7 protein-coding genes are annotated in these 21431 nt (G+C 55.3%); 5 read left to right on the top strand and 2 right to left on the bottom strand.

Annotation, left to right across the window (positions count from 1 at the left end; genetic code table 11):
* Positions 1 to 3 precede the first annotated feature (3 nt).
* The 5 genes from M5G11_RS03935 to M5G11_RS03915 all read left to right on the top strand — a co-directional run bounded on the left by M5G11_RS03935 (position 4) and on the right by M5G11_RS03915 (position 19764).
* Positions 4 to 3192: a type I restriction endonuclease subunit R gene (locus M5G11_RS03935; protein ID WP_273909531.1), complete on the top strand. Its 3189-nt coding sequence runs from the start codon at positions 4 to 6 to the stop codon at positions 3190 to 3192.
* 68 nt (positions 3193 to 3260) lie between these two features.
* Complete coding sequence (locus M5G11_RS03930) at positions 3261 to 6560, top strand: STY4851/ECs_5259 family protein (protein ID WP_273909532.1); 3300 nt, start codon at positions 3261 to 3263, stop codon at positions 6558 to 6560.
* 9 nt (positions 6561 to 6569) lie between these two features.
* On the top strand, positions 6570 to 12851 hold the full coding sequence (locus tag M5G11_RS03925; protein WP_273909533.1) for a DEAD/DEAH box helicase: 6282 nt from the start codon (positions 6570 to 6572) through the stop codon (positions 12849 to 12851).
* Positions 12852 to 13288: 437 nt separating this feature from the next.
* Positions 13289 to 18325, top strand: a complete 5037-nt coding sequence (locus M5G11_RS03920; protein WP_273909534.1) for an AAA domain-containing protein — start codon at positions 13289 to 13291, stop codon at positions 18323 to 18325.
* A complete protein-coding gene (locus tag M5G11_RS03915) occupies positions 18325 to 19764 on the top strand; it encodes a hypothetical protein (protein WP_010562364.1) in 1440 nt (479 codons plus the stop codon). The genes M5G11_RS03920 and M5G11_RS03915 overlap by 1 nt, the downstream gene beginning before the upstream one ends.
* Positions 19765 to 20136: 372 nt before the next feature.
* Here the strand turns inward: M5G11_RS03915 and M5G11_RS03910 are convergent, their stop codons facing one another.
* Positions 20137 to 20928 (bottom strand): hypothetical protein, encoded by a 792-nt coding sequence (locus M5G11_RS03910; protein WP_273909535.1) that lies wholly within the window; start codon positions 20926 to 20928, stop codon positions 20137 to 20139.
* 112 nt (positions 20929 to 21040) lie between these two features.
* A complete protein-coding gene (locus M5G11_RS03905) occupies positions 21041 to 21394 on the bottom strand; it encodes a hypothetical protein (protein ID WP_273909536.1) in 354 nt (117 codons plus the stop codon).
* Positions 21395 to 21431 lie beyond the last annotated feature (37 nt).

Genomic DNA, 21431 nt, shown 5'->3' with positions numbered 1-21431 from the left:
CCCATGAGCCACATCCACCACGAATGCGAACTCGAACGCCATATCGTCGAGCAACTGGCTGCTGCTGGTTGGTTGGTCGGCAAGTCCGCCGACTATGACGCGGCGCGGGCGCTGTTCCCTGATGATGTGCTCGGTTGGCTGGAGGAAAGCCAGCCGCAGGCCATGGCCAAGTTGCATGCCATGAACGGTACTGGCACTCGCGATGTGGTGCTGGATCGGCTGGTTAAACAACTGGAAAACAAGGTCGATGGCGGAACGGTGAATGTGCTGCGTTACGGCTTCGCCGTGGCCGGTGGCGGCACCTTAGCCATGAGCCAGGGGTTACCGGAGGATGATCGCAACGAGACGGTGATTCAGCGCTATGCGAGCAACCGCCTGCGCGTGGTACCGCAGCTGCGTTTCTCGTTGGACAAGACCGACGAGATCGACCTGGCCTTCTTTATCAATGGTATTCCCGTGGCTACGGTGGAGCTTAAGACCGACTTCACCCAGTCGGTGCAGGCTGCCATGCAGCAGTACCGGATGGACCGCAAGCCGGAGCGCAAGAGTGGCGGGTTTGAACCGCTGCTGACCTTCAAGCGTGGTGCAGTGGTGCACTTCGCCATGAGCGACAGCGATATCCGCATGACCACCAAACTGGCCGGGGATTCGACTTTCTTTCTGCCGTTTAACCGGGGAAACGATGGCGCGGCGGGTAATCCACCCGGCGACAATGACAGCTACCCGGTGAGCTACCTTTGGAAGCGGGTGCTGCAGAAGGATAATTGGCTGCACATCTTCCATCGCTACGTGCTTCAGGAGCGCAAGGAAGCCCAGGATTTGAACGGCAAGACCTACTTCAAGGAAGGTTTGATTTTCCCGCGCTTCCATCAGTGGGAAGGCGTAACCAAGATGATCGACGCGGTGCGCATCGAGGGTGCCGGGCAGCCTTATCTGATCCAACACAGCGCTGGCTCGGGCAAGACCAATACCATTGCCTGGACGGCGCATTCGTTGATCCGCGTGCGTCGCCCGGATGGCGAGCCGTATTTCCATAGCGTGATCGTGGTCACTGACCGCCAGGTGCTGGATCAGCAGTTGCAGGATGCCATCCAGCAGATCGAGCACCAGGCAGGGGTGGTGTGCGCCATCGACCGTCAGCAATCCAGCCTCCCCAAGAGCCAGCAGTTGGCCAAGGCAATGCTAGACGGCGTGCCGATCATCGTCTGTACCCTGCAGACTTTTCCCTATGCACAGAAGGCCATTCTAGGTGAAACCAGCCTGCGTGACCGTCGTTTCGCCATCATTATCGACGAGGCGCACAGCTCCACTGGCGGCAGTACCGCCGATGACCTGCGCTATGTGCTGACCGGGCAGAGTGAGGACGAGTGGGACAAACTGAGCAAAGAGGAGCGTTTATCGGTATGGCAGTCATCGCGTAGCCGACCGGGCAATGCCAGCTACTTTGCCTTTACCGCCACGCCCAAGCATTCGACTCTAAGTTTGTTTGGCCGCCCGCGAAATGCGGCGCAGCCGGTGAACCAGGAAAATCCTCCGGCACCGTTTCACCTTTACACCATGCAGCAGGCCATCGAGGAAGGCTTTATCCTTGATGTGCTGAAGAACTACACCGGCTATAACGTGGCGTTCAAAATCGGCAGCGAGTTTGTCGACGACAAACGTGTGGACGAGAAGAGTGCCCGGCGCAAGCTGGCCAAGTGGCTGTCACTGAATCCGGTGAACGTGGGGCAGAAGGTCGAGCTGATCGTCGAGCACTTCCGCAAGAACGTTGCACACTTGCTCGGTGGTCAGGCCAAGGCCATGGTGGTGACCAGCTCGCGTGCCGCTGCGGTGAAGTACCACTTGGCGCTGCTGGACTACTGCCAGCGCAAGGGCTACGACAACGTGCAGGCGATGGTGGCGTTCTCCGGTGAGGTGCCCAATAGCGATGTGCAGGAAACCGGCCTGCCTGCGGATCACCAGTTCAGCGAGACCAACTTAAACCCCGGCCTCAATGGCCGCGATATGCGAAAGGTGTTCGACACCCCGGATTACCGGGTGATGATCGTTGCCAACAAGTACCAGACCGGCTTCGACCAACCCAAGCTGGTGGCAATGTACCTGGACAAAAAAATCTCGGGTGTGGAGGCAGTGCAGACGCTGTCGCGGTTGAATCGAACCTTCCCCGGCAAGGACAAGACCTACGTCATCGACTTTGCTAACGAGGCAGAAGAGATCCTGGCAGCGTTCAAGACCTTCTACCGTGATGCTCAAGTGGCAGATATTCAGGACCCGAACATTGTCTACGACATCAAGCAGCGCTTGGATGGCATGTTCATCTATGAAGCCGCTGAGGTCGAGGCGTTTGGCGAAGCCATCGTGAATCGCAATGTCACTCACCAGAAGCTTTATTCGCTGACTCAATCAGCCACCGACCGTTTCAACGGCAAGCTAAAGACCCTCAACGATGGCATCGACCAGTGGGAAAAGGCCTGGGAGGCCGCTCACGACAACGGTGACGAAAAGGGGATGGAGTACTCCGACGTACAACGGGCGGAGTACTGCATGGGTCGTGATGAATTGATGATCTTCAGCGAGAGCCTGACCAAGTTCGTCCGCACCTATGAGTACATTGCTCAACTGGTGGAGTTCGGCGACCCTGCGCTGGAAGCTTTCGCCAGCTACGCTCGGCTGCTGCGTAAACGCTTGAAGGGCGTCAGCGCCGAACAGGTGGATCTGGATGATCTCAAACTCAGCCACTACAAGATCAAAAAAGGAGAGGGGCTGGCAGGGCTTTCAGCCGTGGGTGAGGCACCTGAGCTATATGGCATCACCGATAACGGCTTGCGCGACGCCCGCGACCGGGAGAAAAAATACCTCACCGAGCTGATCGAAAAGCTCAATAACGCTTTCGGCAAAGACATCACCGATACAGATCAAGTGGCATTCGCGGTGCATGTGTCCGAAAAGCTGCGTGGCGATACCGTGGTCATGGCTCAGGTGCAGAACAACACCATGGACCAGGCGATGAAGGCTGACCTGCCGAGCAAAGCCATCCAGGCCATTGCCAGTGCAATGAGCAGTCACACTAGCATGGCGACCAAGCTGCTGAGCGACGAATCCACGCGAGATGTGTTCCTGACGGTCGTGTATGAGCTGCTGAAGAAGGATGCGGGAATAGAGTTGTTGAGCTCGACTAGAACGAGCATTTAACCAAAAAAGTTATGGCAGGACCTGGCATGCAGTCTGCGTAGAGCCAGAGAACATAAAAGGAGTTTTCGATGGAATTGAACGCACCTGCCACCACTGCTGCTAAGGCATGGCTAAGTGAACTCCTGTTCATCCGGACTATGTTTAAAGGTCCTGACGGTAAGCCACTCTACAGCTATCACGTTACTGAGTCTGAGTATCGGTCACTAATTGAAATGTTGAGCAGCTACTTTAGAAGAGGCTCAGTACAAAACTACTCAACTCACCTGGCTGCTTGCTTTTGCCTGTTTGTCAGTGAGCAGTATCGGCGCGACTACAACAGCTCATGGTCATGGTCGGGGCCGGAAACATTACTTGGGATCTCCTTGTCCCCGCAGCAGCATGCCAGCCTGACAAGTAGCGGGCTGGCGTACTGGAGTAGACCGATACGCTTTCGTGAGAATAGTCGCGACTGGCTCGGCTCTCTATTTGCCGAAGGCGGCCTTCCTTGGCCACTGGTGCAAAGTGAGTCGCACGGATTTGGACGGGCTGTGCGCAGGGGGATCAAGCACTTCTATCGCACTGAAGGTAACCGCAGAACAACAGCGGATTTGATGGCGGACTTCGAAAATGAGCTACCGCTCATCTTCCGCAACTTGGAAACGCGACGGCTGCTGGCGGGCATCGTTGATCAGCTCATGTATCTGGTCGAGCACTACCCCTTGAAGGATCAACAGGATCCAGCCAACTACCTAGATAAGGTCGCACCAGGCTGGACGGATGCCTTCCCAATTCCGCTGGATGAAAGCAACTCCCGCACGCTGCTCAATGATTGGCTACGCGATGCAGGACAGAAACGTCAGGAGCGCAAGGAGGCCTTAGAGAAGGCCAGGGTCTTCACTTGCGAGCATTTTCTGTATGGCACATTGCCTCAGTGGTTGATCCGCACCGAATTGATCCTGCCTCAGGAGGCAACATTCGTAGTCGATCCGACGAGTCTGGGCAGTACCCGCCTTGAGTTGGCTTATTACGAAGGTGAAAGGCTCTTGGCCAGAGGTCCCGCCGTTTACGGCCAGCTCACTGAACAAGGCTTCAAGGTCCGCTTCTCCAACCCTCAGGTCACACTCGAACGTCGCAGACTTGACGAGCCGCTGAGCCTTCGGTTGCTGGATAACGGGCGAATGGTTCATTGCCAGTTCTTCGATGGTAGTGCCCTCGACTACCACGACATACCCTTGATTTTCGAGAATCGCTCCGAACGCTGGCAACTGGTCGCTTCGTCCAGTTGCTCGCTGTCATCCGGATTGGTTCGACTCCGAGTCCCCCCGGGCTTTGCCACCAATTGCGAAGGTGGCGCTGCAAATTTTCTGCTCGAGGATCAGGAGAACGGCCTCTGGCTGGAGGCAAACGTCAACCTATCTCTGGTAAGGGGGGATGACCACTATCAGGTCGAGCTGAATCAGGCAGACAACGATGACGCTAAACCAACTCTCACGGGTATATTTGCACTTTACGAAAGCTCTCCTGCGATGGTCTACCTTGGCTGGCCCAACCTAGAACTGCCTGAAGGCTACCCTCATGCCAGAGAGGACTTGCTTGAGTTCGTCAATGGCGAGCTACTGGACCGTCAACGTAGCAGCCGTTGTGGCTCAGCTCGTTATACCTTACGCACCCGCTCGGGCAAGACACTATTGCAGCGCCGTTTCGGTGTCCTACCCAGAGATTTCAATCTTTCGCTATTCCCGGGAGTACGAGAACAGCCTGCACGTCTCCAGATCAAAGGGGTTGCACAACTAGATTTACACGTCGTCAGCAATGCTCTGGTAGTGGAACGGGACGAAAATTCACTTTACATGCGCCACCAAGGTGAGGCCCCCCCTTCGACCTTTGTTCTCGAATTAGGCCAAGGACTGCCGTCTCTCCAGCTTCACCTGCCCTATCCTTACCAGGGGGCACGCCTGCTGGATCAATATGGCAATCCGTCGCGAGCCAGGGAGTTGATATTGGCCGATCTGATGGGCCATCGCATTTCACTGACCTCAGGTCTTACCCAGGGACAGAACTTCCATATGCAGCTGGAGCTGATATGCGCGGAACAGCCGCATCCGCAGCGGACATACAGCATCCGGGTTGGCTCAGCACCTGTAATGCTCAACCTGTTCAGCTACTTAGGCGACATGCAGAACATGTTGGGGGCAGTGGATGAACAGGATGCCTACATCAGATTTTCTCTGGAAACCGAACAACCGCTGCTGAAGCTCGATATACGCCGCTATGGTGGCCAGCTGCAGTGGGAGGGACGGCATGCCTTCTACGTGAGTGGCGTTTCTAATACCTCCGTACTGGATGGCGTGCAGGCTGAAGCCATGCTCCTATCCGACCCCAAGCGTACCCCGTTGCAATTGACCGAGAGGACCAGCGAAGCCGTTGGCATCGGCAGCTTTGAGATACCGCAAGCCATGCAGCCCCGTGGACCGTGGCTGATCTACCCGGCAGAATCCTCAAGCATTCGCTTTCGCCCGGCTTTATACGTGGTACCTGTCAATGGCTTGGATACCGCCGCTGAAATATGCTCACTGCACCGTGCTGCAGAGGTTTTTCACCCTGAGCACAATCCGCATGCCATCGACCAACAGATTGCAGCCATGGCGTACGATTTCAACCACAGCGGCTGGCAGTACTTGGCTGACTTGAAGCAGAACTACCGCCACCTGCCACTCTCTTCCTTCGAAACCTGGAAGGCTCTTTCGCGCAATCAAGAGGCGTTGAGTTTCTCGGTGTTTCGCCTTGAGATGGATGAGTCGTTCTGCGCACGCATCCGCGATGAACTCTCCGTCATCTGGGAAACCATCCCGCTTCCACTGTGGGCACAGGCCTATCGACTGTTCCAAGACTATATGCGACTGACCGGACTTCCTGACGCACTGGTCAATACTCTCGTCTCGAAGCGCGCCGAGGCACTGCGTTGCATCGTTTCCGGCTTCGATTACCTTGGGGACTACCTAAGCACTGGCAATTGCAGCTCATTAAAGAAGCTACCTCTGGAGCAGGTTCTGCCGGCTTGGTATCAGGGCCTAAGGCACCTGCATGAAGCCAATCGGAACTGGCCTACCTTGCTGGGCAGCGAACTTTCCAGCTGGATTGACAGGCAGTTGCTGCCGCCTCTGGTGAAAGCTCTTTCGCTGGCGGAGTTCACCGATGCAGTGGCCTATCTACCGATCTTCATGGCTTTTGTCACCGCTGGACGGGCCAAAATCACCGACTTGCCAGCAACGCCGGCCTATTTGAAATTTGCTATCCGTCTGGTTGCCGACTTCGACCGCCAAGGCTGGTTCATACCGGTACATGCCTTGGTGGTGTCCTATTTACTCGCCTCGCAGAACGAGGCATAAGGAGTTGCAATGCATTTTTTTAGGGATTTGATTCAGCAAAGCCTTGAACGTACCCGCGAGGCGACGCTGGGTGTTCTGGGCATCAATCATCCGGGCCTTCGTCAGCATCTGAGTCAAAGTATGGTGAACGAGCTTGGGGCTGACGGTTGTTTCCTGGCCCCACCAGTGTTCGAGCACACTTTTGGCTGGAAGGAGTCCAAGCTGCGCCTGCAGGATCTGCAGGATGAGCAGCTACTGTCATCCTGCCTGCTTGATACATTGGAGAATGCGCCGGCTTACCAGTTCCCGAGAACTGCACATCCCTACGTTCACCAAGTGCAGGCTTGGCGTACCCTGCGCGACGAAAAACCGCGCTCGGCCGTCATCACTACCGGCACCGGCTCGGGCAAGACCGAATGTTTCATGGTGCCGATCCTAGAAGATCTGGTTCGCGAGCATGAGTGCAGTGCGGCAGCCCTGGTGGGCGTCCGCGCTCTATTCCTCTACCCACTCAATGCCCTGATCAACTCCCAGCAGGAGCGCCTTGACGCCTGGACTCGCAAGTACAGCGATAACATCCGCTTCTGCCTTTACAACGGCAAGACCGAAGAGCGCGCCGACAAAGTCCGCAAGGAACAGCAACAGAAGCCCAATCAGATCCTGTCGCGGGAACTGCTACGCAGGGAGCCCGCTCCCATCCTGATGACCAACGCCACTATGCTGGAGTACATGCTGGTACGCCAGGTCGACAGCCCGATTCTGGAGATCTCGAAGCAGCAACAGTCACTACGCTGGATCGTCCTCGACGAGGCTCATACCTACGTGGGTTCCCAAGCAGCCGAACTGTCCCTATTGCTTCGCCGGGTAGTCCAGGCTTTTGGAATGCAGTCCGAGCAAATTCGTTTCATCGCTACCTCGGCCACTATAGCTGGCGCTGATGCCGAAGAGCGACTGAAACACTATCTGGCAAACCTTGCAGGTGTTGCACTTGATCAGGTTGAGGTCATAGGCGGCTCGCGCGTTTGGCCAGATCTTGCGTTCGACTCGCCAGGCGAAGACATCGCCCTTACGACCATCTGCGATATCGAGCCGGACGCCGAAGTATCTCCTACGCGCTTTGAGGCATTGTGCCAGAGCAACATTGCTCGGCGCCTGCGTCACGTCGTGATCACCGCTCTCACGCCACTTGACCTTAACGACCTGATAGCTGAGGTTGCTGGGCATTTGCAGGGAGGCACCCGGCTCGAACAGCAGCGGGAGGTGCTCGACTGGCTCGACACCATGACCGGTACTCACCCGGATAAAAGCCAGCCTCCGTTTCTCAAGCTTCGGGTTCACCTGTTCCAGCGCATGCTTCATGGCCTCTGGGCTTGTGTCGACCCACAGTGCAGAGCGAAATCCAGTCATCTGCAGGACTGGTTGTTCGGTAACGTATATGTGAACCAGCGAGCACGCTGCGAGTGCCATGCCCCGGTGTATGAGTTGGGTTTCTGTGATGACTGCAAGACACCTCACCTTCTGGCCGAGGATCGCAACGGTGAGTTGCACCAGCCTAGTCCCTATGCGGGTGACGAGTTCGCTCTCAACCACGAACAGGGCGGCGAGGACTCACCTGCCGAAGTGGCAAGAATCGACGCCGGCAGTAAGGGGCTGATCATTGCTGGGATGCAGGCAGCACACGACCCCTATTTCTCGTACAACTTGGACCTCGAAAGTCAGAAGTTGGGTGGCGTGAACGCTACCCGCAATATCGGCATCGTGTTGGTAGAGGAGGCAAACTCCTGCTGCAGCAATTGCGATCACTCATCATTTGGCACCAACGATTTTATACGCAAGGCATACCTCGGTGCGCCCTTCTATGTTGCCAACGCCGTACCGACGGTTCTGGAATTCTGCCCCGATCCTGACAAGGAAGATTGCAATGGCCGTTCCCCCGAGGAACTGCCGGGGCGCGGACGCAAGCTGATCACCTTCACTGACAGCCGCCAGGGCACGGCGCGAATGGCAGTCAGAATGCAGCAGGAGGCAGAGCGTTCACGGCTACGGGGGCTGGTGTTCGAAAGTCTGCGAAATGAGCAAGCCAAGGTCGACGCAGCTCCCAAAGACACTCCTAGCGGCAGTCCTGCAGAAATGCTCGTTCTAGCAGACAGCCTGGAAAAACAGGGCTTGGCCGGTACGGCGGCAGATCTGCGTAAAAAAGCTGAGCTTTTGCAGAGCGGCGCCTCTCTGGTAAGCCCGGCCAGAGTTATTCCCTGGCAGCAGATGGCCCAAACCATTGCAGCAGCGAAGGATATTGACCAATTCATTTTGCGCTACAACCGCTATGCCAATCCGGCGTTATTTGATGGCTATGAAGGCGGTCTGACTATGGCGCGTTTACTGCTGGCGCGCGAATACGCCCGGCGGCCCAAGAATCAAAACAGTACAGAAACGCTGGGGCTAGTCAAGGTTGGCTACCAGGGGTTGAACAAGGTTTCGGCGCCTCCGCCGCTGTGGGTCGATACTCGGGCCACTCTCGCAGAAGGCGATGCTAATGATCCCAGAAGCTCTCTGACACCGGAAGACTGGCGCGATTTCCTGAAAGTGGCCCTCGATTTCTACGTCCGGGAAAACACGTTCATCCCAATGGAAACCAAAATGCGTCGCTGGATGGGCAGCCGCTTCAGCCCAAAGGCGCTCTATTCGCCTAAGAGGGAGGACGTGCAGGAAAGCAACACCATCAGAAAATGGCCACAGATCAAGCCTGGGACGCCGAATCGTCTGATCAAGCTGCTCGAGCTGGCAACCGGCCTTGATCGCAACCTGAGTGCGGATGCCGACAAGATCAACAGCTGGCTAGAGGCGGCATGGACGGCACTAGTCAGTGCAGGCATTCTGGAGGCCTCCGATACTGGCCATCGTCTGCGCCTGGAAACTCTTACCTTCTCGCTGCCTACCGAGGGCTGGGTCTGCCCGCTGACTCGGCGTATCTTCGACACCACCTTCCGTGGTCTGACGCCCTATCTGCCGCAAAAAATACAGAGCCAGGATTACCGTTGCCAAAAGATCCAGCTACCAGCTTTTAGTAGTCTCAAGGACGATGGCAGCCCATTGCGCAAGCAAATGCAGATCCGTCAATTGGTCGCAAAAGATCCAATAATTGCCCAGTTACGTCAGGAGTCACTGTGGACTGATATCAGCGACCGTACAGTCGAGGGTGGTTTTTACTATCGGACAGCTGAACACTCGGCCCAACAGTCGGCAAAACGGCTGGATAACTATGTTGAGGAGTTCAAGCGTGGCGACATCAACGCGCTGAATTGCTCCACCACCATGGAGATGGGGGTGGATATCGGCGGCATTTCCGCCGTGGTGATGAATAACCTACCGCCACATCCAGCCAACTATCTGCAGCGCGCCGGCCGGGCCGGACGACGCAAGGAAGCGCGGGCTATTGCCTATACGCTTTGCAAGGCCGACCCACATAATCAGCGAGCCTTCGCCAATCCTAAGTGGCCGTTCGTAACCGCCATTCCGGCCCCAATCATTACGCTCAGCTCAGCGCGTATTGTGCAGCGGCATGTCAACTCTATGTTGCTGGCGTTATTCCTGCGCATGCACAGCAGCAATGATGGCGATCGTACCAAGCTTACCCTGCACTGGTTTTTCGCCCCGGACGACTCGCCCTGCCAACACTTCAAGGCCTGGCTAACGGCGAGCGCCGAGGAATATGGTAGTCCGGTGAAGCAACTGGTGCGTGGCACCTGTTTGGAGGGCCGCTCGCTCAGCTCAATCACTGGTGGAGCCCGACTGGCGTTGCACGATCTCGAGGAACGCTGGTTAGGTGAGTATCGTAATATTAATCAGAAGCTTCAGGCCGCCAGCGACGGGCCTTACAAGAAGGCACTGGCACTGGAAAAACAGCGCCACGAGAATGAGTACCTGCTTCGCTATCTGGCGTCCTCTGCATTCCTGCCTGGATATGGCTTTCCTACGGATGTAGTGAGCCTCAAAACTTACAATGTCGAAGACTTCTTGCATCAACATAGAAAAGAGGATGCTAGTCGCGAAGACAGCATCTTCGACAACAAGGAAATGCCATCACGCAGCTTGAATATCGCAATTCGTGAATATGCTCCCGGCGCACAGGTAGTGATCGATGGACGCGTCTATCGTTCCGCCGGTGTCAGCCTGCAGTGGCATGCTGATGGACAGGTCAACGAGGCACAAAAGTTCGATATCGCCTGGCGCTGCTCGGAGTGCGGTAGCACTGGGGTGATCGAAAACGCCTATGCAAACGACGCAGGGCTGTGCTGCTCGCATTGCACGACGCCGATTCCATCCAGCGAGCGCCGCATGGTGCTTCGTCCGGGCGGCTTCGTAACCGACTTTTACGAGGAAACCACCAACGACGTCACTTCGCAAAAGTTCATCCGCGTCGAGCGACCGCGCATCCAGCTGATTGGAGAAAGCATTGCGCTGCCTGATGAACGCTGCGGCTTTGTGCGCTTTGGTCATGAAGGCAGTGTTTTCCATCACTCATCCGGCGAACATGAAAAAGGTTATGCCGTCTGCATGACCTGTGGACGTGCCGAGTCCATCCTCGCCTCGGGCGAAGTGCCTAAGGATTTGCAGCCCGATAAAGCCCACCGCCCGGTTGGCGGAGTTGCCGGCAGCCGCAAGGAGAGAGATTGTTCGGGCGAAGCGGTCAAGGCTGGTCTGCATCTTGGTTATCAGATTCGCACCGATGTATTGGAAATATTCCTCAGGAACCCACTCACTGGAGAATGGCTACTTGACTCAATCAAGGGGCGTCTGATCGCCGCGACTATCGGCGTCGCCATGCGCGATGTGATCGCCGACCGACTCGGTATTGCCAGCGGAGAGATGGGTTTCAGCTATCGTTTGGATCGCGACAGAGACAGCAGGCAAGGGCGCTCCGTCATCCAGTTGTTCGATGAAGTCAGCGGTGGTGCCGGTTTCGTTCTGGCCGGCCTGAGCGATCTCGCTCTGCTACTGAATAAGGCGCTGGAGCGCCTGCGCTGCCCAGTCGACTGCGAGAATGTCTGCTCGCATTGCCTAGCCAGCCAAGATAGCCGTGTCGAGCGCGAGGAACTGGACCGCAAACTGGCGCTGCAATGGCTGAGTGAGTCTCAACTGGTTGAACACCTTGGGCTTCCAGATGTATTCGTAAACATCCATGGCGCTCGCCACTGCTCCGTTGGCCCGCTGCGTGAGCTGAGTTTCGCCGTTAGTTCGTTGGATCGCCGTGATCAAACAGGATCGATCCTAGTGTGTCTACACGGCGACCATGTGAACTGGGATCTCGACCATCCACGTTTTAGGGAGCAGGTGCTTACCTGGGCAATCGCCGAGCGGCTCAAAGTCAGGATCGGCATTACCGATTCCGCTTTGTTGAGTGCCGAGCAAAAGGAAACCCTAGCATTGCTTGCACGTTTGGGCGTTGAGCTACTCGAGCTGGATGCTACAAATCTGCAAGCTCCCCACCTGATTGCCCAGTTGTCATCTCAAGCAGGCGTCAGAAGCCTGTATAGCAGCATGAACAGTGTTGGAGTTCCCGGGGGCGATTGGCTACAAGGTCATTCTGATGTGGTCTGGGTCACCAGCAGACTGATGGCAGCAGTGCCAGGAAATACCATCGACAGCAGTGGCTGGAACCAACGCAAGCAGGGAGCGCGCATTGTTGAAATCACCTCGCAGCTCGATGGCCCAGTCAACACTCTGAGAAGACGCCTAACTACCCTGATCGACGCCCAGATGCCGGAGCTGGCCACCCTGATTACCAATGATCAGGCAGTGTCCATCAGCTACTCGGATCGCTACCTGAAGTCGCCGTGGTCTCTGATGCTGCTAAGCGGCTTCCTGGAACTGTTCCGTAGTGATTATCTGCAATCGTTATCAGTACAAACTCTGGCGCCGAGCGGTAACCAGCCAAGTTATCTGCTCAGCCATGATTGGATGCGGGCGGATAATCAGCAGGCCATTCTCGAGCTCTGGCTCAAGAGCCAGTTTGATATCGTCCCGAACATCAACATCAACATCAACATCAACATCAACATCATGAGCAGCCCCCGTGACTTGCTTCACTGCCGGGTTATCACGGTGAGCTGGGCGTCGGGTAGGGTCAGCAAGATTTTGCTGGATCAGGGTATGGGCTACTGGAGAGGCCGCATGCCATATAGGGATCAAATGAATTTCGACTTCGGTACCTCACACCACGAACAGGCCAGGCAGATGATTGAAAAATATTCAAATGCGCATATGCATCAGGGGGGAGAGTGGCCGACTTATATCAGTTGCGTCATTGATTGATTGTTACTAAATATCTGCGCGGTCGGAATTGTGGGTAATTGCATGGACTTGACCACCCTTTTGCATTCGACTTGACCAGTGCGCATGATCTCCTTACTGGCTGGAATCGACCCAAAGCAAACGGTGGCGAAAGGCAAAAGTCAGCCAAGAGCAGACGGCCCTAGGGATGGTCAGTTGCCGGATCTAGCGATCGCTTAGCCCGTCAGTGGGGAGTGAAGGGATCGTGGCGCAGTTAGCCGTTGACATCGTCAAGACGCCGAGCTTTGAGCGCGGGTTAAGTTGAAGTGAGTCGCAAGAAAGCGAAGACTGTAGGTTGGGCGGATCCCAAAAAAACGGATCCCAAATCGCTAAATCACCCGATCTTACATTTCAGTGCGCCGCCATTTCCATTAACGTATGGCAGATTGACTCCATCATAAAAACGTTTCGGGGATTGCATGGACGTACGCTATTGGGAAGGAGGTCTCCTTTCTTTTGAGATCGACGCTATCGACAAGATGGCCAAAGCATTTGGGCCCAAAGAGCTTCCTCCGGAACCGGTGGCAGGCTCTACGAAAGGGAAGTCGTTTGACGTTCTGAAACAATTGAAGAAGCCTGAGGCAGGCCATGGCGTATGGCCTTGGCGCGGCTACGCAGGTTTTCGTTTCGCGAACTCGCGGGGGGCAGACGGGGAGTTCGACCTCGTCATCGTTACCCACAGCCTCGTTCTTGTTGTCGAACTTAAGCACTGGCGCGGTGAGATCACCAACCACGGCGGTAAATGGCACCAGGACGGGAAGGAAACAGAAGTATCCCCGGTAGACAAAACCCGTAGGAAAACATATGAGTTGAGGAAACGAATCAAGGGTCTCAAGTCTCGGCTGCCTGGCGGGAAAGAGCCTTGGATCGACTTCTGCGTTGTGCTCACCGGAAAATGCACTTTGAATCTTCCCGAGGTCGAGATGCAGCACGTCATGGTGCTGGACGACTTTCTGGAAATGGCCGATCCTAAGCGGTTTAAAGACCGATTCAACGCGCGCTCGAATATCGGCTTGAACGAGCATTTCGGCTTCTTCGACGGCATCATCAATGAAGGAACGGTAAAGCCCAAAGAGCTTGTTGTCGACGACTACCGTGCGCAGTCGCAAGCGGTATTCACGCACCCAACAGACGTCTACCGAGAGTACGACGCGGTCAATATCCACAACAAGGATGACCGTGCGATGGTCCGTCTATGGGACTTTTCGAAGCTCGATGACACCCGTGCTCGAACGGCTGAAGGACGATACCGAATCCTCTCGCGCGAGAGGGATGTAATGGTCCACCTGCGTCGGCGAGATCAGGAATTGATGAATCGCTGCGCTCGCCCGAAGCGTAATACCAGCCCCGACAGTGTCACCGAGCAATATGCCGAGTTGCTTGAAATGCCCGACGGGCATTACCGTCTAAACGAGTTCATAAACCGTTTTGTAGAGCGGATGACTGCGCATGAGCGCGTCCAGCTTTTTAAAATCCTTCTGGCTCAATTTGCTGGGCTGCATGGATTCAAAATTGCTCACCGTGATCTGGGTGACCACAGCGTGTGGTTCTCTCCATCGTCATCGATCGCTCTTTCCAACTTCATCAGCGCCTACTATCAGCCTGTAGGTACTCTCGGCGATTTGCGTACTTTGCTGAGCATCGGTGCTATCGCGCTCCCTGAAGACCAGAACACCGCGATGGAAGGCAGCACGCCATTTCGTCGTGATGTCTTCGCGCTCGGGCTGATGGGTTGGCATCTGCTTCAGGCCAGACCAATGCCTCTGAAGCTCGACGTCGCCTACGTTGCGGGTGTTCAAGCTCAGGTTGAGTCATCAGAAGACTGGCCTGCCAAGGTGCTCGTACAAGCGTTGCAGAATGATCCGAAGGAGCGATTCGATCACGCCAGCGCATTTCAGCAGGCATTGAGCGACTCCACACCGGATAACTCCGCAAGCTTTGAATTTGATAACCGGCGACTTGACGTTTTCTCTACCGATCTACGACTGAGCTCCGCGTACAGGGAGGACGACGAGCCTATCACCGACACGGCTGAGAAACTGATCTACCGATCGGGCCCCTTGGTCGTGAAATCGTGGCCGTCAATCAACGCCCGGGATCCCAAGGACGGTCAAGGGCCGATGTTGATGGCTTTCTTCGAAGTCCTGGAGCAACTGAAGGGCAGCGGTTTTACCTTTTTGCCAAAAATTGAACACTTTGGTTACGATCGCAGCGGCAACCCATTCCTGGCTCAGGAGCATATCGACGGTGAGCACTGGGATGAGCTGAAGGGGTTGTCGGTTGAGACCCGTATCGTCGTCGCCCATGGGCTAATCGACGCAGTTGATGGTTTGCATGGCCAGCAATTGAGTCACGGCGATCTGCATCCACACAACGTTAAAGTAAATGTCGGTTCGGCCCCTGAAAACACCCAGGTCTACCTGCTCGACTGTCCAGATTTCTCGGCTTCAGGTACATCACCGGTCAACACCCGCTACAGCCCCGTATTGGAAAACTGCACACCAGCAGAGCGAGACAACTTCGCTGTGATGCGAATGGTGTTTGAGCTCCTGGACATGGACTGGGACGCGCCGTCGCAGAAGGATATTCCCGTCCTGAGAGCAGCCGTTGCGCACGAAATGGATACAGAATCGGGCTTTCTTTCTTTGGACCGTTTTAAGGACGCTTTGGAGGCCGCTTTCACACCTGCAAAAACGATCGAAACCGTCTCTGTCGTTCTACGCAACAGAAGTGGCGAGGCATTTGAGATCCTGCCGGACAACGGGAAAGTATTTGTTGTCGTGAAGCCCTACCAAAGAGCCCCCACCAAAGCCCTTGAGGTGACGTTCGCGGGTGTCGGAGGGCAATTGACGGCTGAGTTCGATCCTGCTTCCAGGCATTTTGTAAATGCGTTCAAAGCCAATCAGGAGATGCGCGTTCCGGCTTATCTGGCGCGTCAGGCAAACCACCACATAGAGGCTCGGTTCAGCGTCTCGGGCGGTACCAGCGTCAATGTCTATGAGCTGACCAAGCTTCTGGCCAAAGACGAGGCATTTCTAAGCTTAGCCGCACAGGTGCATGACGCCGAAGTGCGTAAGCAAGCGGCGATTGAGGACGGTGAAAGTGTTGCGGACTCGATTACCGGTGAGGACGAGGACAACGGGCTTGCCATAGATGAGGCGCAGCTAGAAGCTGTAAAGTTGCGCAGTTTCCCTGTCAGTCAAATATGGAAAACCATCACCTCCACCGAGCTTGAGGCCCAGCCTTCTTTCCGTGTTTCCGAAGAGCCGCACTTTCACAAGGATGGCGTAGGCCTTTTGATTCCCTACTCTATGGATGCAAAGGCCCTTGAGGGGTTTGAAGCGGGAGACAACATCCGGCTGATCCTCCGGGACGGGGAGAAGGACATTGATATCGGTGAGATCAACCTGGGCATGAGCGTGCGTGATGCAGTCTATGTCCCTGCCTCCAGTCGTTCAAAACGCGTACAGGCAGGCTCCCAGTTGTTCATCCAAAGTCAGCAGAACAAGACATCAATGACGCGTCGTCGTGGTGCGATGGAGCGGATCCTGAACCGGCAGTCAGTGCTGCCTGATTTGATGGATTACTTCGACGAGAAATGCAAGCTGGCACCAAGGGGGTATGCTGAAGAGCCTACCGTTTCGGACTTTGCAGTGTACGAACGCACCACAGCGAGTGGTACGGTCATCGGGCTGAACGAAGCCCAGCGCGCCGCGTTCACGCAGCTCATCACTACAGGGCCAGTAGGCCTTTTGCAGGGACCTCCAGGGACAGGTAAAACTGAGTTCATCGCGGCCTTCATCCATTACCTGATCAGCAAGGTCGGAGTGCGAAACATCCTTCTTGTCAGCCAGTCTCATGAGGCTGTGAATACTGCAGCAGAACGGATCCGCGCGCACTGCCGTCGACTGAACACCGAGCTCAACGTTGTACGCTTCAGCAACCGCGACCAGGTTGTTTCTGAGGAGCTCCTGGACGTTTATTCTCGCAACATTGTCGACCGTCAGAGAAATGGGTTTAGCGCTGAGCTGAAGGAACGCGTGGGTTCCATGGCTTCGTCGTTGGGTTTGGGCAAAGCTTTCGTCCAGACGATGGTGGATGTGAATCAGCGAGTGTTCCACTTGGTTCGGTCGTTGAAAAAGCTGGACGAGGAAATTCAGCGTGCACAAAAGGGCAACGGGGCAGATCGAAGGGCGTTGCAGACGCTGAAGTCCTCTCTGATGGGCGAGCTGAATCTGAATGCCACCTTGTTTCTTGGCGAACTGGTTGAGGGCGAAAGCACTCCCCAAGAATTACTGGAGCGCGTCTATGACCATGTCCAAACCGTTCATGGAGTTAGGCCCCCAGAGTTTAAACACTGCCTTGACCTGATTCAGCTTTCTCAGGAGTACGTTGAGCGTCTGTCGAGCAACAGGGCCAATTATGATGAGTTCCTGATGCGGTCCAGGACATTGGTTTGCGGAACGTGCGTGGGTATTGGGCTGCAACATCTCAAGCTTTCAGAAACCCACTTCGACTGGGTCATCATCGACGAAGCTGCTCGATCGGCGCCGAGTGAATTGGCGATCGCCATGCAGGTGGGCTCTCGGGTCCTGCTAGTCGGCGACCACAACCAGCTGCGCCCTACGTATGAGGAAGAACATAAGGCAGCCATTGCCCGTTCCCTGGGTGTCACCACGAGCTCAGCCGAATTCCAGCAGGTCATGCGAAGCGACTTCGAGCGAGTGTTCCAATCCCCGTATGGTCGTGCCACACGGGCGACGCTCAATACGCAGTATCGAATGCTCCCAGCGATTGGCGATCTAGTTAACGAGATCTTCTACGACATTGACCTTGAGAACGGCTACAGACCAAGTCCTGCCTATTTTTCGCAAAACGTGCCCGAGTGCCTGTCACATGTGGTCACTTGGGTCGACACCAGCGAGTTAGGCAAAAAAGCCTACGACAGCGGCACGCTGAGCCTGTCCAACAGTGCTGAAGCGGACGCGATCATCCGACTGCTGGAAGAAATCGCAGAGGACACCGAATTTTGTGCGGGCATGGCTAAGGAGATGGCCGAATCGCAAGAGCCCCCAATCGGGGTCATCTGCATGTATCTCGACCAGAGGAAACTGGTGAGAAAGAGGTTTGCCGAGAAAAACTGGTCGGAGGAGTTCCGCAAGCTCGTAAAAATCGAGACCGTCGACAGTTATCAGGGTAAAGAAAACAACATAATCATCGTCTCACTGACCCGGGCCAAAGCGGATCAATCACCTGGCTTTCTGGCGACCCCGAATCGTATCAACGTCGCGATGTCACGCGCGATGGAGCGGTTGGTCATCGTAGGCAGTTTGAAAATGTGGAGCGGTAGGAACGCGAGGCTTCCATTAGGTCACGTAGCCAGCTTTATCCAGACGAAACAGGACACGATCAACTATTGCATCAAACCAGTGACGCCGGCCAGGAGGGTTGTCTGATGGAGCTTAACCCAGTTGTTCTATTCGAGCTGGACGTCGTGGTCCCTGCGCAACAGTTCCGTATCGAGTACACCCTTGTGGACAAAGGGGGGTTACCGGTTGTACCGGAATTTCTTCTGCGACTGCTCAAGATTTCAGCGCTGCTGCCAGCTGAAATCGGCAATTATTTTGGGTTTACAGCTCAAGAGCTGAGTTTTGCAATCACACCTTTTTTACAAACGGGCGAGCTTAAAACGCGCCCGGATGGACGAATAGAGTTGACGGATAAGGGCCGTAGCTTGTTCGCAGGCAACCATGAGTCACCGATTGTGAAACGCAAGGAAGAGCGCGAGCAGATGTTCGTGTTTGATCTCCTAACGTTTACATGCCTGGGGAAAAGTCTAGGGGATGCAGATTCTAAAAGGTGCCTGGAATTGCAGGCACCCAGCGATACGCTCTCTGAGTCAGGTACGAAGGCCGTCGGTGCCTTCATGCGGCAAATCTACGACATTCATCGGGCTGGACACCTGGGTGGGCAGTCGCAGGATGCTGGGCCGCCGGAGCTCTACAAAGTTGCGGGTGTGCAAAAAGTAAGAGACGGTTGGGAGAAAATAGAAGAGCGCGTCAGCCTTGATGCCGACTCTCGGCTGGTACGCTTTGTCGCGAAGGAAGGGCTGCGGGAAAACGAGATCTACATGCGTCAGCGTACGGAGCAGTTGAGCCGAATGCTGGGCAGAGAAAACCTCGATCAGGTTCTGCAGCTCGCCGACATCCTGGGCGATTCGGACGCCTACGACTTCGTGTCTTCAAATGGTCTGGACCTTTCTGCCCTGTACTACAGCGCGAGTGCCGTTGCACAGGTTAGAGAGTCTTCCGGGCTGCGACTTTTTGGATCGCTACAGCTGCAGCAAAACTGGGACAGAGTTTTTTCCGTGCTGCGCAAACATCAGAAAGCAGTTCAGAGTGAATCCCACGCTGCTCCGATCAGCCTGTCCTGGATGGCTCCGGCTTCACATGAGCTCTGGGGACGCTCGGCCAGGCATGAGCAGATGTGCAGTGCATTTTCTGATTTATCAAAAACAAAAAGCAAGGGAGGCGCGAATGATGGAAAACTTGTATTCGACGCCAAAATGCTTATCCCGGTTTCTGCCAGTGACGATTGGCCGGCGATCAAGCGCGCAAAAGCAGATTGCAATAAGGCTAGACTGCTGCTTTGTGGCTTTGTTGAGTCAGAGCAACTGGCGCCGCTTGAGGCAATCGTCATTCACGGCAAATGCGCGGTCGTGGTTTACCATTTAATTTTGCCGGCGTTGTCCCCAGTGCCGATACCCTTTGGTTTCATCACCGAGGATCCCGCCAAGATCCTTAATGTTGAAAACCTCATCAACCGCACGATGGGCGAGTACGTCACAGGTAATACACCGCGTTTCCTCGGCAGCTTCGAACCACCTGCGACCTGAGCGCTACGAACGTAGAGACACTGGCAGTAGTGGAGGGTAGAGGCGTCGATCTTTCGACCCGTGGGTCGGCTGCTTTTGCGTACACCAGATGATTGCGAACATTTTGTTAGCCCCCTCGCCGCGATGGCTTGGGGTCGGCGCTCAGGACTTGGGGATGGATGTGCATCATTGATGGCACACCCCAGGTAGTGCCCACCCCCGTAGCGCTGCTGTAGTCCTCCAATAACTCGCTAAGCGGGTGGTCAAGTCGAACGCAAATGCCTGGTCAAGTGGTGTGCAATTTCCCAAATTGCGGTCTTGCACGAAAAAATAAGAATCAATAGGGGGCATACGCCCCCCATTTTTTCGCCTGTCCAGCGGTACTCAGGATTGTTATTGCAACAGATAGCCCATCGGTTGCTCATCTTTATCGAAGCAGAGGATGGCCTCGCAGTGACCTCCTAGCTGGTCGGCATTCGATTCGCTAATGTCCGGCAACCATTTGCCCAGTTCGGCAATAGAGACTTTCTTGTTGTTGATATAGCAATCATCATCCATACGCGGATTGCACCAGGCGGTTTTGACTTCTGGCCATTCGGATTGGGCCGAGGTGGCAGGTGACTGTAGCACCGCAGCTTGGGCACCCCCTTTCTGTGCTTGCCAGGCTGCGTAGCCGCCTTCATAGCGCCCGTCGAGTGTGGTGACGAGTTGCTCGTCAGGAACGCCAATATCCAGGTAGAACTGGTACAGGATAGAACCGGCTTCGGCGTACGAAACCTGACGAGAGGTATCGATACGGTAGGCCACCGGCTTGCCGTCGGTGCTGGTGCCGATGCGATACCAGATCGATAGTGTGAACAAAACATCCTGGTTCCATTCACCCATCATGGCATTGCTTATCCGGCACTTGCCGCGCACGCACTGACCACTTATCTGGTTGACATAGCGCACGTCCTGTTGGCGCTGGGCATCCCAGATGAGAACGTCGCGGGCGGTCTCCAGCCACGTGCATTTCAGCATTGGCTGACCATTGAAGGCTTTCTTCGTAATACACGGGATAGCTTCGGGGAGGCCATTGGTTGAGGTCTCGTCTGGGAAGGCGATAGCGCCCCATGCGTAATGGTCCACGACGGCGTTGGCGTTGGCGCAAAAAATGAGCAGCAGGATGCTGAGTATCCGTTTCATGGGTTCACTCCAGTTTGTTGCTTCTATGCGGAATTAACGACTGATGACGGGGCAAACGAATCCAGTAGAACAACAGGGTTCTTGCTGTCGGTAGTTGTGGGAATGAGTGGGGTTATTTCTTGTAGATGACCTTGAGCCGCTGATTCACGTAGTCCTTGAGGATTTCGTAATCAGGGTTGTAGGTAACTAGTCCGTGGCCCACGCTTGCGACGGCTCCGAGCGCTACCACGGCCAGTGTTGCAGGTGTGGATAGGATGGTGAATGCAGCACCGATTGCACCGCCTTGGACCACTGCACTTTTGACGTCGCTTACAACTCGACACTTCAACCCCAGTCTTTCAATCTTGGTTTCAACCAGTTTGATACCAGCCATGAAATTGCCCCTGAGACCATGGATCTCGAAGGATGCTTTGCTTTTTACGAGGCCTTCAATTTGCGCTTCATTCAGTCCGGTTACGACGATCATAGTTTTTCTGAGCTCCCTGCAAGAGGTGGGTGATTAG

This window comes from Pseudomonas fontis (genome assembly GCF_028656955.1).
In the GTDB taxonomy this organism is placed as follows: domain Bacteria; phylum Pseudomonadota; class Gammaproteobacteria; order Pseudomonadales; family Pseudomonadaceae; genus Aquipseudomonas; species Aquipseudomonas fontis.
This window is presented reverse-complemented; position numbering and strand designations above follow the sequence as displayed.

What these genes read in the sequence shown, in the direction of transcription:
- M5G11_RS03935 (WP_273909531.1), top strand. Translation starts at nt 4, where the DNA reads ATGAGCCACATCCACCACGAATGCGAACTCGAACGCCATATCGTCGAG.
- M5G11_RS03930 (WP_273909532.1), top strand. Translation starts at nt 3,261, where the DNA reads ATGGAATTGAACGCACCTGCCACCACTGCTGCTAAGGCATGGCTAAGT.
- M5G11_RS03925 (WP_273909533.1), top strand. Translation starts at nt 6,570, where the DNA reads ATGCATTTTTTTAGGGATTTGATTCAGCAAAGCCTTGAACGTACCCGC.
- M5G11_RS03920 (WP_273909534.1), top strand. Translation starts at nt 13,289, where the DNA reads ATGGACGTACGCTATTGGGAAGGAGGTCTCCTTTCTTTTGAGATCGAC.
- M5G11_RS03915 (WP_010562364.1), top strand. Translation starts at nt 18,325, where the DNA reads ATGGAGCTTAACCCAGTTGTTCTATTCGAGCTGGACGTCGTGGTCCCT.
- M5G11_RS03910 (WP_273909535.1), bottom strand. Translation starts at nt 20,928, where the DNA reads ATGAAACGGATACTCAGCATCCTGCTGCTCATTTTTTGCGCCAACGCC.
- M5G11_RS03905 (WP_273909536.1), bottom strand. Translation starts at nt 21,394, where the DNA reads ATGATCGTCGTAACCGGACTGAATGAAGCGCAAATTGAAGGCCTCGTA.